Origin of the sequence: Paenibacillus nanchangensis (genome assembly GCF_046543445.1) — a bacterium.
GTDB lineage: Bacteria > Bacillota > Bacilli > Paenibacillales > Paenibacillaceae > Paenibacillus_AQ > Paenibacillus_AQ nanchangensis.
This window is the reverse complement of sequence record NZ_JBHOFD010000001.1, coordinates 15,271-27,908: the sequence shown is the minus strand read 5'-3', so window position 1 is coordinate 27,908 and position 12,638 is coordinate 15,271. Positions and strand designations below refer to the sequence as shown.

Below are 12,638 nucleotides of genomic sequence, written 5' to 3'. Positions count from 1 at the left end.
TTTACCTCGCAAGTAACGTTTACCGCATATCACAGGTTTTAAAATGGCGCAACAAATCAAGGGGGGAGACGCGTGGCTAAAATCCACGTTTTGGACGAGCACATCGCGAACCAGATCGCGGCGGGCGAGGTGGTGGAACGTCCCGCTTCCGTAGTCAAAGAGCTGGTGGAGAACGCCATTGACGCGGGTGCAACCCGCATCGAGGTGATCATTGAGGAAGGCGGCTTGCAGAGCATCCGCGTCAAGGACAACGGCTCAGGGATTGAGCCGGAGGATTGCGAGACCGCTTTTTACCGCCATGCCACCAGCAAAATCACCAGCGGCCGGGACTTGTTCCAAATCACCAGCCTCGGTTTCCGCGGCGAAGCGCTGCCGAGTATCGCGGCGGTGTCCAAAGTGACGCTGCTGACCGCCTGCAGTGATGATGGCAAAGGCCGCCGTCTCATTATTGAAGGGGGGCGGCTGATTCAGAATGAGGATGCGCCTGCGCCGAAGGGAACGGATTTAACGGTTGGTGAAATTTTTTACAACACTCCGGCGAGACTGAAATATATGAAAAGCATCCAGACCGAGCTGGGCCACATCTCCGACGTCATGTACCGTACGGCGCTTGCTCATCCGGATATCGCCATCACCCTGCAGCATAACGGGAATCCGCTGCTGCGTACGCTGGGCAACGGCGACCTGCTGCAGGTGATTGCCGCTGTTTATGGCACGTCTGCGGCCAAAGCGATGCTGGCGGTCTCTGCGGAAGATCCCGATTACCGGATTGACGGCTATATCAGCCGTCCCGAGTGGACGCGCTCCAACCGGAACGCAGTGACTACTATTGTAAGCGGGCGGCATATCCGCAGCCACGGGCTGAATCAGGCGATTTTGCGCGCTTACCATACACTGCTGCCGATCAACCGCTACCCGCTGATTGTGCTGAACCTGCAGATGCACCCTTCGCTGGTCGATGTGAACGTGCATCCGTCCAAAATGGAGGTGCGCTTCAGCAAGGAACCCGAGCTGTATGCGCTGGTGGAGCGTGAAATCCGCCGTGCGCTGATGGGAGAGACACTGATTCCGCGGCCGGGCAAAGCGTATATCGCCGGCAAGGAAGCCGGATCGTTTATTCAGGAGCAGTTTGCTTTTCCAAAAAGTCCGCAGCCGGACGAAGCGGGACAAGCCGCCGGAGTTAGCGGAGGACAAGCCGGCCCGTACAGGGAGGCATCCGGCCAGCAGTTTCCGGGCGAGCAGTTCCCGGGTGCGCAGCGGCCGGCCGGCCAGCTGCCAGCCGGTCAGACATCCGCAGGCCGGACATCGGCAGGCCAGCTGCCGGACAGTCGGCAGATTCCAGCCGGGCAGCCGTCAAACAGCCAGCCAGCGGCAGCTGAGTCATCCGGCAGCGGACAGCCAGGCGCGCACGTGCAGGACAGCGATCTGCCGGGCAGCCGGGCGCCGGAAGTGCCCCAGGCGGCTGCGCAAGCAGGCTGGAGCGCAGCCGCCGCCGCATTTACCGGCTCCGCACCGCTGCCGTCCGGCAGCGGGCAGGACACAGCCGGGGCGCGGGGCAGCGCCGGAAGCAGCGCTCCGGCCCAGCGGCCCGGCGGCTACCGCGAGAACGGCGTGCGCGAATCCGCAGCGCCGTACCGCAGCCCGGATGCGCCGGCCCGAGCGCTGCCTCCGGGCCTCGGCGAACGGCTGTGGGCGCCGCCTGAAGGCGCGGAGCCGTCGCTGCCCGCTTTTCCCGAGCTGAATTACATCGGCCAGCATCACGGCACTTACATTATTGCGCAGAATGATGAAGGCCTGTATTTGATCGACCAGCATGCCGCGCATGAACGGATCAATTACGAATATTACTATGAGAAATTCGGCAAGCCGGCGGATGTCTCGCAGGAGCTGCTGCTGCCGATTACGCTGGAATTTACGCCCTCGGAGAGCCGCCAGCTGACGGAGCGTCTGCACTGGTTTGAGCAGGCGGGCGTTTATTTGGAGCATTTTGGCGGCCAGACGTTCCTGGTGCGCTCGCATCCTTATTGGTTCCCGAAGGGGGACGAAAAAGAGATCATCGAGGAAATGGCCGAATGGGTGCTCAGCGAACGGCAGATCGATCTCGCCAAACTGCGGGAAAAATCCTCGATTTTATGCTCCTGCAAAGCTTCGATCAAAGCAAACCAGAAGCTGACGGAGCAGGAGGTCGACAAGCTGCTGAGCCGGCTTGCCGCCTGCAAACAGCCGTATACCTGTCCGCATGGACGCCCGATTTTGATTTCGTTTTCCGCATACGATCTGGAGAAGTTGTTTAAACGGGTGATGTGACGGTTGGAAAAAACTACGCAATTACGCATACTATACTTCGTCGAACCAAGATTCGAGTTTTGGAGGAATTATGATTATTACAACTGGCGACAGGCCGACTCCTGAAGAGGCCGAGCGCGCGCGGAACCTTGCCGGCCGGACAGGCTGTCCATATGTAGAACGGGCCGGCAATTCCGTGGCGAAGCTGTCCGCCCGCGCCGGCGGCGCCGCAGTGCTCGTCGTACTGCATGAAGGCGTCCGGCTGATCCGGCCCGGTATGCCGCCGCTGCCGTTTCATCCGAGCATGGGCTTTATCCGCGCCAAGCGGATTTTGGCCGGAGACCGGGACCCGATGCTGGAAGCGGCCGACATGAAGCCGGGGGACAGTGTGCTGGACTGTACGGCCGGACTTGGCACAGACGCGCTCGTCTTCGCTACTTACGGAGGCGGCCGCTCCGCCGTCACGGCGCTCGAAAGCTCGCTGCCGCTTTACGCGCTGCTGCATGAGGGGATGCGCAGCTATGTGAGCGGATTGCCCGAGGTGGACGAGGCACTGCGCCGTATCCGGGTGGTGCGGTCAGGCCATGCCGAATATTTAGCCGGGCTTGCGGACAACAGCATCGATATCATCTATTTTGACCCCATGTTCCGCGAGCCGCTGTTCGACTCGTCGGCGATTGCACCGCTGAGGTCCTTTGCGAACGCGGACGCACTCCAGGCGGGCAGCATCCGGGACGCGGTTCGCGCAGCACGCAAAAGCGTCGTTCTCAAAGAAAAACACGGCAGCCCGGAATTTGAGCGTCTGGGCTTCCGCGAGCTTCCGCGGGCCGGCTCGAAAACTTCGTACGGGGTGATCCGAATTGACGACTGACAACAAGCCGAAGCTGCTGGTGCTGCTGGGGCCAACTGCCATCGGAAAAACCGCGCTTAGCCTGGAAATCGCCTCGCATTTTGGCGCCGAGATTATCTCCGGCGATTCCATGCAGGTGTACCGGGGCATGGACATCGGCACCGCGAAAATCCGGCCGGAGGAGATGCGGGGCATTCCGCATCATCTCATCGATATTCATGAGCCGGAAGAACCGTATTCCGTGGCCGAGTTTCAGGAACAGGCCGGGGCGCTGATCCAGGAGATCGGCGGCCGGGGAAAGCTGCCTTTTATCGTGGGCGGAACGGGGCTTTACATCGAATCGCTGTGCTATGGCTTCCAGTTCTCCGCCGCACCGGCGGACGAAGCGTTTCGTGCAGAACAGGAAGCGTATGCCGAGACACATGGCGCCCAGGCGCTGCACGACAGGCTAGCCGCGGTGGATCCTGACAGCGCGCGGCGGCTGCACCCGAATGACCGCAGGCGGATTATCCGGGCGCTGGAGATCCAGCACCTGACGAAGACGACCCTCAGCGAATCGCTGGCCAGCCAGGAAAAGCAGTCCCCGTATGATCTTCTGCTCATCGGTTTGACAATGGACCGGCAAATGCTATATAACCGTATTGAAGACCGAATCGACGACATGCTGGCGGCCGGCCTGGTCGCCGAAGTGGAAGAACTGCTGCGCCGGGGGTGTCACCGGGGACTGGTGTCCATGCAGGGGCTTGGCTACAAGGAAATCGCCGCTTATCTGGAAGGCGAGATGACCTACGAGGAAGCCGTGACGCTGCTCAAGCGGGACACGCGGCGATTCGCCAAGCGGCAGCTGTCCTGGTTTCGCCACATGAAGGATATCCGGTGGGTGGACGTCGGCGGGCACCCTAACTTTTCTGAGAATTTTGCGAAAATCCGTGATATAATAGCAGGAAAGTTTCTTCCAGGTCTTGAATATACTTAACAATCTAATTGAACCATTGGGGGTACGGCTATGAACAAGTCCATTAACATCCAGGATACATTTCTGAATCAGCTGCGCAAAGAGAATATCCCTGCTACCGTATATTTGACCAACGGCTTCCAGATTCGCGGCACGATCAAAGCGTTTGACAACTTTACGATCGTGATTGACAGCGACGGGCGCCAACAAATGGTGTACAAGCATGCGATCTCCACGTTTACTCCGCAGCGCAGCGTCTCTCTGATGCAGGAGAACGGAAGCGACGAATAAGCCCCCGCGGGACAAGCCATCGCCTGTTTTTTACGGGTAACGGAATAACGAAATGAAACCTTTTTTGTGAACCATTCGTTTGAATAGAGAGTGAGAGAGCAACCTGCAAAGGTTGTTCTTTTCATTCAGGCATACACTACAGAGAGATTTTCCTAAAAGGGAGTCAGGAGGGCATCATGTCAGGTAACGAGATGACAAGGGTGAACCGGAACAAGGGGAAGGAACCGCCCAAGAAGCCAAAGAAGAAAAAACGGGTGACCAAAAAGCGGGTGCTGTGGACGCTGTTTTTTACAGTGGCGGTTGCGGTATTCTGCGCGCTTGGCGGCTACTTGTTTATCATGATCAACGGGGAGAAGCTGCTCCAGGCGAACCAGGATAAGCTGACCATTAACCCGCCCACCAAAATCTACGACCGGAACGCCAATCTCATCGCCGAGCTGTCGCTGGAGAAAAGCGAACCGGTGGAGTATGAAGAGCTGCCCAAGCAGCTGGTCGATGCGTTTATCGCAACGGAGGACCGGCGGTTCTGGGAGCACAGCGGCGTTGACCTGTGGTCGATCGGGCGTGCGGCAGTGAAGGACGTTATGGCCCGCAGTCTGGTGGAAGGCGGCAGTACGATCACCCAGCAGCTGGCGAAAAACATTTTTTTAACCCGGGACAAAACCTTCTTCCGCAAGGCGACGGAAATGTCGATCGCCATGGCGCTCGAACGGCAGAAATCCAAAGAAGAAATCATCACGATGTATCTAAACCGGATTAATTTCGGCGGAACGACTTACGGCATCAAGGCGGCTTCAATCCGCTATTTTGGCAAAAGCGATCTGAAACAGCTGAAGCTGTGGGAAATCGCGACGCTGGCGGGGATGCCGCAGGCGCCTTCCCGTTACAATCCGCTGCGCAATCCGAACAATTCCAAGGAGCGCCGCGGCGTCGTGCTTTCGGTCATGCATGAGCAGGGACTCATCACCGAACAGGAGATGAATGAAGCGAAGGCGGTTGATTACAACTATAAGCCGCCGGAGAAGAAACAGCGGTACCAGGCGTTTATCGATTATGCGATCGACGAAGCCGAGGAGAAATACGGGCTGACGGAAGACGATCTCAACATCGGCGGATACAACATTTATACGACGATGGATGCGGATGCCCAGTCCGCGGTGGAGGACGCGTTTGCCGACGCCGACAATTTCGAAAAAAGTGTGGACGACAAGCCGGTTCAAGGGTCGATGGTGATCATGAACCAGGAGAACGGAAGTATTGTGGCGATGCTCGGCGGACGCAATTACGAGAAAAAAGGCTACAGCCGCATCCGGGACAGCCGGCGCTCGCCGGGTTCCTCCATCAAACCGCTCGTCGCTTACGCGCCTGCGCTGGAGAGCGGGAAGTTCTCGATGGATTCCCGCATCAGCAACCAGAAGCAGTGTTTTGGCAAATATTGTCCAAACAACCTGCATGGCTATTCCAGCACAATTGACATGGCCAGCGCGTTAACCAAATCGGAGAACATCCCGGCGGTTTGGCTGCTGAACGAAATCGGTGTGAACACCGGAGTGGAATTTGCCCGCAAACTGGGACTTAGCATTCCGGACGAGGACAAAAACCTGTCGATCGCGCTTGGCGGCATGTCCAAAGGAACCAACACCTTTGAAATGGCGCAGGCGTTCAGCGCCTTTGCCAACGGGGGGACGCTGAATCAAGCGTATGTAATCAAGTCGATTGAAGACAGCTCGGGCGAGGTGCGGTTTAAAGCGAACCCGGATCCGAAACGTGTCATGAAAGAAAGCACCGCGTATCAAATGACACAGATGATGCAGAACGTTGTTCAGAGCGGTACCGGTAAAAAGGCGAGAATCGACCGGCCGGTTGCCGGCAAAACGGGGACGACGCAAAGCGGATTCAAGGGCGTCAGCTCTAACCGCGACGTCTGGTTTGTCGGGTATACGCCGGAGCTGACGGCTGCGGTTTGGATGGGATATGACGATCCCGACCGGGAGCACCTGCTGAAGCACAGCAGTCCGCTGGCCGCGGCTTTCTGGGGCAAGGTAATGGAGCAAGCGCTCAAGAATTTCCCGGCCAAATCGTTTCCCGAACCGGATAAAGAAGAAATACCGGCTCCGCCAAGCGAAGAACCGCTTGTTGTGGAAGGCGTGTCAGGTTTGAGCGGCTCTTACGATCCGGCGACGATGACGGTAAGCCTCAGCTGGAACGATGCGCCAACGCCTGGCGCGCAGTACCGGGTGTACCGGAAGGAAACGTCAGAGAACGCGTTTACGCGGATCTTGGATACGCAGGAGACGGCGGCCGAGGATATCAGCGCCATGCCGGGCTTGACGTATGATTATTATGTAACGGCTTATTATCCGGAAGAGGGCGCTGAAAGCGGACCTTCCAATATGGTCAGTATCCTGATTGAGGATGCGGAGCCAAGTCCGGAGCCTTCCCCTTCTCCTTCTCCGACTGTTTCCGAACCGTCTCCGACGCCTACGATGGACGGCGGGTTTGGCGAAGAGACACCGGGTAACGGCGGCGAAGACGGCTGGGAGGAACTGCCGTCACCCGATAACGGCGGGGGCGGAGCGAATTCAGGCTCAGGGATGGAAGGCAACAACGGGAACGGCAATGGGAATGGCAGCGTAAACGGCAATGGAAACGGGAATGCCGGCAATGAACCGGGCAACGGGAACAACGGCAGAGGGAACGGCCGGGGCAATGGCAACGGCCAAGGCCAAGGCAGCGGTGGAGGAACAGTAAGTACACCGGACCAGGTGCCGGCCGATTCGGCGCCGTCCCCGGTTCCGCCGGATGCCCCGGTTTCCGGGCAGTCTGATCCTGCGCTGAATGCGCCGCAAGACGTAAACGGAACTGTGGAAGGAACCGTTCAGTCGCCGTAATTGCGGCTGTTTACTGCGGACGAACACTTCCAGCATTGGCGGGTGACCGGCTTCGGCTTATGCCCGCCGGATTGGCAGGTATAACAGAACATAGATTTATGACAGCGGGACGTCCATTCAGGGCGTTCCGCTTTTTTCCGTTGTTTCGATAGAAAGCAACGCTTCAGCCGGAAAAAAACAACGTATGAACAGGCAGTTCACGCATTCTTTTGAGTGTCGCGGGTAAATATGGTAAGCTGAATACACCATTACTAAAGAGGTCATTCCTATGAAACGTAAATTTGGAGATCGTGCCAACTGGCGCCGGATCACGCGCCGCCAGTTCGCCTGCCGCTATGTGGAGACCCGTGATTTCAGCGGCTATATTACCCTTTATACAATTTACGGATTAAAGGAACCGCTGTGGAAGAGCTACGGAAGGCATACCTACCGTATTGCGGACAAAGGTTATTCTTGGCTGCAGTATTTTCCGAAGGACAGCCATTTCATCGTGACCGCGATGTTCGATGAACGCCAGAATATTGTCCAGTGGTATATCGACACCTGCAAGACGCAGGGAGTAACCGACCAAGGGGTTCCCTGGTTCGACGATCTGTATCTTGATGTCGTCGTCTTGTGGAACGGAGAGGTGTTTTTGCTTGATGAAGATGAGCTGGAGGAAGCGCTGGAGCGGGGAGATATCGACGAGAACGACTACCGGCTTGCCTGGTCGACAGCAAGAAGCATTATGAAAAGCATCGATGCCCATACCTTTCCCTTTTTCTCTCTGTCGCTTAAACACCGGGGCGAGTGGTTTCATCACGGAGATTTCAGGAGGAAGCCGTAATGCAGAAGTTTGAGGAGCGGACGGGTACGGACCTGATCCGCAAAGCCAGCAAGAGAGGCTGGAGCCGGCGGCGCAAGCTGTCGGCCCTTTTCCTTGCATGCGCTGCACTGCTGGTCATCTGGCTTGGCTATTGTCTGCTCATGATCAACAGCGTGGGAAATGAACCGCCGGTACGCAAGGCGGATGTCGGCATTGTGCTTGGCATGTCCATGTGGGGGGACAACCCGAGTCCGGGGCTGAAAGAACGGCTGGATCGCGCGCTGGAGATGTACAAGGAAGGCAAGGTACCCAAGCTGATCGTCTCGGGAGGGCTTGACCGTCCGGACTACAAATATACAGAAGCGGAAGGAATGCAGCGGTATTTGGTGGCACAGGGCGTCCCGGAAACGGATATTTTGATAGAAAATGAAGCGACAAGCACGGTGGAGAATCTGCGGTTCAGCCAGGACATCATGCGGCGCGAGAACTGGTCGTCGGCCATCATCGTTACGCATACCTATCATGGACGGCGGGCGCTGGAAATTGCGGAAACTTTGGACTATGCCGAGCCCGAACTGGCTGTGACGGAATCCAAGGTGATGTCGATGGCCAAACACAAAAGCCGTGAAGTGCTGGCCTACACGAAATGGAAAGCCGAGCAGCTCATGCTCCGGCTTGGCTTTTAAAACCGGAATCTGCTAATAACGCCTCTTTGGAAGGAATAGACTGAAATAGAGCAGTCAGCCTAAATAAGAGGTGAAATGATGAACGGACGCATTGCGGCTGCGGGTGGCCGGGAAGAAGGGCGCCCGTCCCGGCAAATTAATGTCATTTTGCGCAATCAGGAGCCGCCTGCCGTCAGCAAGCCGGCTCCAGCCGGTGATCCGGCAGCCCAGAAGCCCCAGGGAGGGGCCGGCTTGTTTCAGGAAATCGGCAAAGAGCTGGACGCTCTGGTCGGGCTTGACGCCGTCAAAGAGCTGGTCTACGAGATTTACGCGCTTCTGCAGGTGGCAAAAATGCGCAGCGAAGCCGGCCTGTCCAGCGGCGGGCAGGTCTATCATATGGTGTTCAAAGGCAATCCGGGAACTGGCAAGACGACGGTAGCGCGGATTGTCGCCAAGCTGTTTCAGCGGATGGGCGTGTTGACCAAAGGGCATCTAATTGAGGTAGAACGTGCCGATCTCGTTGGGGAATATATCGGGCATACCGCGCAGAAGACACGTGATCTGGTTAAAAAAGCAATAGGGGGCATTCTTTTTATCGACGAAGCCTACAGTCTCGCGCGCGGGGGAGAAAAGGACTTCGGCAAGGAAGCGATCGACACGCTGGTCAAATCGATGGAGGATCACCGGAATCAGTTTGTGCTGATTTTGGCGGGGTACTCCGGGGAAATCGACGATTTTTTGATGAGCAATCCCGGTTTGCCTTCCCGGTTCCCGATCCAGGTGGAATTTCCGGACTATACGGTGGATCAGCTGCTGCAGATCGCGGAGCTGATGGCCAAGGAGCGGGATTATATTTTGATGCCCCAGGCGATACTCAAACTAAAGCAAAGGCTGCTGCAGGAAAAAAACGAAAGTCTGTACGCGTTCAGCAACGCGCGTTATGTGCGCAACGCCATCGAGAAGTCCATCCGCAGCCAGGCGGTCCGTCTGCTGAACCAGTACGAGCACGGGAATCCGGGCAAGCTGGAGCTGATGACCCTGCGTACGGAGGACTTCGGAATATAATCATGGAAGTGAAGCGCCGAGACTGAAGGGATCTGCTGCGGCCGGTGGAAGGAGCAAACAAACGATGAGCAATACGACCTATGATACAACAACCGAGCTCAGGGACCGTGCGATTCTGGTCAGTCTGGTGACGGATGCGGTAAAACGGACGGGAGTTGATCCCGAGCATTCGCTGCAGGAGCTGGTGCTGCTTGCCGAAACCGCTGATGTTGAAGTGCTGGATGTCATCCGGCAAAACCGGGAAACCCCCGATTCCAAATGGTTTATCGGCAAAGGCAAAGTGGAAGAGCTGCGTATGGCGGCGGACGGGCTGGGAGCGAACACCGCCATTTTTGACCAGGAGCTGTCGGGCGCCCAGGTTCGTAATCTGGAGGAAGCGCTTGACCTGAAAATAATTGACCGGACACAGCTGATCCTTGATATTTTTGCGGGCCGGGCCAAAACAAGAGAAGGGATTATCCAGGTAGAGCTGGCGCAGCTGAGCTATTTGCTGCCCCGTTTGTCCGGGCACGGCAAAAACTTGTCCCGGCTCGGCGGCGGGATTGGCACCAGGGGCCCGGGGGAAAGCAAACTGGAGACCGACCGCCGTCATATCCGCGACCGGATCAGCGAGCTGAAACGGCAGCTCGACGAGGTGGTCAAGACACGCAATCTGCACCGTGAACGCAGACGCAAAAGCGGCACCATTCAGGTTGCTCTCGTCGGCTATACCAACGCGGGCAAATCGACTTTGCTCAAGCAGCTGACCGATGCGGATGTCTATATTCAGAATCAGCTGTTCGCTACTCTGGACCCGACTTCGCGTGTTCTGGAGCTGCCCGGGGGCAAGGAGGTTGTGCTGACTGATACGGTAGGATTTATCCAGAACCTGCCGCATGATCTCGTTGCGGCATTCCGTGCAACGCTGGAGGAGGTTAATGAAGCCAATCTTGTATTGCATGTGGTGGACGCTTCTTCAGAGATGCGTGACGAGCAGATGCAGGTTGTGCAAAAAATACTGGAGGAGCTTGGCGCCGGAGGCAAACCGCAGATCGTGTTGTTCAACAAAACCGATTTGTGTCCGCCGGAACAATTGGAGATGCTGCCTGCCGGGGAGGGGTACTTAAAGATCAGTGCCTTCCGTCCGGAGGATTTGGAGCGGATCAAAAATGCGATTCAGGAGCAGCTTGTTGGCGATACGCTTTTGTTCCGCATACCGGCCGAACGCGGCGATTTGTCTTCCCTCTTGTACCGGGTGGGGGAAGTGCTGGAGCAAAATTTTGAAGGCAACGATATGCTGTTTGATGTCCGGCTGAACCGTGACGATTATGCCAAATGGGAATACATGCTGCGCGATTTTGTCGATCCAAATTCGCCGGATCAGCTGAATCAGAATGAAGCAGGGGATCAGTAACCGAAACAAGGAATCAGTAACATGGCAAGAAGTCAGCAACGAGGCAAGGAATCAGCAACGTAAGGAGAGACGGGGAAGTTATGGCGGTTTTTGCGGAGGAAATTTTACAAGCGGCGGAAGCCGCGGAGCAGGAAATCACGGAGGCGGTCCGGGCGCTTGACCGGCTGGTGGACCGAAACCAATGGAAAGTGATTGAGGCGTTTCAAAAACACCAGGTCAGCGACTTTCATTTTGCCGGTTCAACGGGTTATGCCTATAATGACCGGGGCAGGGAAGTGCTAGACCTCGTTTACGCCGAGGTGTTTGGAGCGGAGGCCGCGCTGGTGCGGCCTCATTTCGCGTCCGGCACACATACGATTGCGACTGCGCTGTTTGGAGTGCTGCGTCCGGGGGATGAGTTGCTTTATATTACCGGCCGCCCCTATGACACGCTGCATAAAGTGATAGGTAAGGAGGGAGACGGCACAGGTTCGCTGAGGGACTACGGAATCGGATACCGCGAAACGCCGCTCACTGAGTCTGGACAGCCAGATTGGGATCTGATCGCCCAGGCCATCACGGACGCAACCAAGGTGATTGGGATTCAACGGTCACGCGGTTATGATTGGCGTGCTTCATTTACTGTAGCGGAGATCGGCGAAATGGTGCAGCGGGTCAAAGCGATTAAACCGGATGTGATCGTCTTCGTCGATAACTGCTACGGCGAATTTACGGAAGACAAGGAGCCGACGCAGGCCGGCGCCGATCTGATCGCCGGATCGCTGATCAAAAACCCCGGCGGCGGTATCGCCGAGACGGGAGGATATATCTGCGGACGGGCGGATTTGGTTGAGCTTGCCGCGTACCGCTTAACCGCCCCAGGCATCGGAGGCGAAGTGGGGGCCATGCTGGGCACAACACGCGGCCTGTATCAAGGCCTGTTTCTGGCGCCGCATACGGTTGGACAAGCGCTGAAAGGCAGCATGTTTGCCGCTTCCGTGTTCGCGCGCTGCGGATTTCAGACGAAGCCGGCATGGAACGAGCCGCGTACCGATTTGATTCAGGCGGTCGCGTTCGACGGATCGGAGTCTTTGATTGCTTTTGTACAGGGTATCCAGCGGGCGGCCGCGGTGGACAGCCATGTTGTGCCGGAGCCGTGGGATATGCCTGGTTATGAACATCCGGTCATTATGGCGGCAGGCACCTTCATTCAGGGCGGAAGCCTGGAGCTGTCGGCCGATGCGCCGGTTAGAGCGCCTTATATCGGATATATGCAGGGCGGATTAACCTATTCGCATGTAAAATACGGCGTATTGATGGCGCTGCAGTGTATGAAGGAACGGAACCTGCTATAGGCATACTGAACCATCATTTGTGTTTTTCTCCACCCGCATTCGTACAGGCACCCCTTGGAGCAGTCTCATAGAATGTATTATCTTCCGGAAGATAATATATTTG

General features: G+C 56.9%; 10 protein-coding genes. All 10 read left to right on the top strand.

Annotated features, from left to right (window positions below; translation table 11 throughout):
• Positions 1–72 precede the first annotated feature (72 nt).
• Positions 73–2,307 carry a DNA mismatch repair endonuclease MutL gene (gene mutL, locus ACE6ED_RS00125; RefSeq protein WP_410824921.1) on the top strand — a complete coding sequence of 745 codons (2,235 nt, stop codon included), beginning with the start codon at positions 73–75 and terminating at the stop codon, positions 2,305–2,307.
• Positions 2,308–2,377: 70 nt separating this feature from the next.
• Positions 2,378–3,157, top strand: a complete 780-nt coding sequence (locus ACE6ED_RS00120; protein WP_410824920.1) for a class I SAM-dependent methyltransferase — start codon at positions 2,378–2,380, stop codon at positions 3,155–3,157.
• Positions 3,147–4,112, top strand: a complete 966-nt coding sequence (gene miaA, locus ACE6ED_RS00115) for a tRNA (adenosine(37)-N6)-dimethylallyltransferase MiaA (protein WP_410824919.1) — start codon at positions 3,147–3,149, stop codon at positions 4,110–4,112. The genes ACE6ED_RS00120 and miaA overlap by 11 nt, the downstream gene beginning before the upstream one ends.
• A gap of 30 nt (positions 4,113–4,142) precedes the next feature.
• A complete protein-coding gene (hfq, locus tag ACE6ED_RS00110; protein ID WP_410824918.1) occupies positions 4,143–4,382 on the top strand; it encodes an RNA chaperone Hfq in 240 nt (79 codons plus the stop codon).
• A 176-nt stretch (positions 4,383–4,558) separates the two neighbouring features.
• Positions 4,559–7,273: a transglycosylase domain-containing protein gene (locus tag ACE6ED_RS00105; protein WP_410824917.1), complete on the top strand. Its 2,715-nt coding sequence runs from the start codon at positions 4,559–4,561 to the stop codon at positions 7,271–7,273.
• Between the two features lie 268 nt (positions 7,274–7,541).
• Entirely contained in the window at positions 7,542–8,099 is a 558-nt protein-coding gene (locus ACE6ED_RS00100; protein ID WP_410824916.1) for a DUF402 domain-containing protein, read from the top strand.
• Positions 8,099–8,764 (top strand): YdcF family protein, encoded by a 666-nt coding sequence (locus tag ACE6ED_RS00095; RefSeq protein WP_410824915.1) that lies wholly within the window; start codon positions 8,099–8,101, stop codon positions 8,762–8,764. The genes ACE6ED_RS00100 and ACE6ED_RS00095 overlap by 1 nt, the downstream gene beginning before the upstream one ends.
• 78 nt (positions 8,765–8,842) lie before the next feature.
• Positions 8,843–9,808: an AAA family ATPase gene (locus ACE6ED_RS00090; RefSeq protein ID WP_410825177.1), complete on the top strand. Its 966-nt coding sequence runs from the start codon at positions 8,843–8,845 to the stop codon at positions 9,806–9,808.
• A 64-nt stretch (positions 9,809–9,872) separates the two neighbouring features.
• Positions 9,873–11,201 carry a GTPase HflX gene (gene hflX, locus ACE6ED_RS00085; protein ID WP_410824914.1) on the top strand — a complete coding sequence of 443 codons (1,329 nt, stop codon included), beginning with the start codon at positions 9,873–9,875 and terminating at the stop codon, positions 11,199–11,201.
• Between the two features lie 80 nt (positions 11,202–11,281).
• Positions 11,282–12,535 carry a methionine gamma-lyase family protein gene (locus ACE6ED_RS00080; RefSeq protein ID WP_410824913.1) on the top strand — a complete coding sequence of 418 codons (1,254 nt, stop codon included), beginning with the start codon at positions 11,282–11,284 and terminating at the stop codon, positions 12,533–12,535.
• Positions 12,536–12,638: the final 103 nt, after the last annotated feature.

Bases quoted from the DNA above. Each gene is read 5' to 3' on its own strand.
- ACE6ED_RS00120 (WP_410824920.1), top strand. From the start codon at position 2,378: ATGATTATTACAACTGGCGACAGGCCGACTCCTGAAGAGGCCGAGCGC.
- hfq (WP_410824918.1), top strand. From the start codon at position 4,143: ATGAACAAGTCCATTAACATCCAGGATACATTTCTGAATCAGCTGCGC.
- ACE6ED_RS00105 (WP_410824917.1), top strand. From the start codon at position 4,559: ATGTCAGGTAACGAGATGACAAGGGTGAACCGGAACAAGGGGAAGGAA.
- ACE6ED_RS00100 (WP_410824916.1), top strand. From the start codon at position 7,542: ATGAAACGTAAATTTGGAGATCGTGCCAACTGGCGCCGGATCACGCGC.
- ACE6ED_RS00095 (WP_410824915.1), top strand. From the start codon at position 8,099: ATGCAGAAGTTTGAGGAGCGGACGGGTACGGACCTGATCCGCAAAGCC.
- ACE6ED_RS00090 (WP_410825177.1), top strand. From the start codon at position 8,843: ATGAACGGACGCATTGCGGCTGCGGGTGGCCGGGAAGAAGGGCGCCCG.
- hflX (WP_410824914.1), top strand. From the start codon at position 9,873: ATGAGCAATACGACCTATGATACAACAACCGAGCTCAGGGACCGTGCG.
- ACE6ED_RS00080 (WP_410824913.1), top strand. From the start codon at position 11,282: ATGGCGGTTTTTGCGGAGGAAATTTTACAAGCGGCGGAAGCCGCGGAG.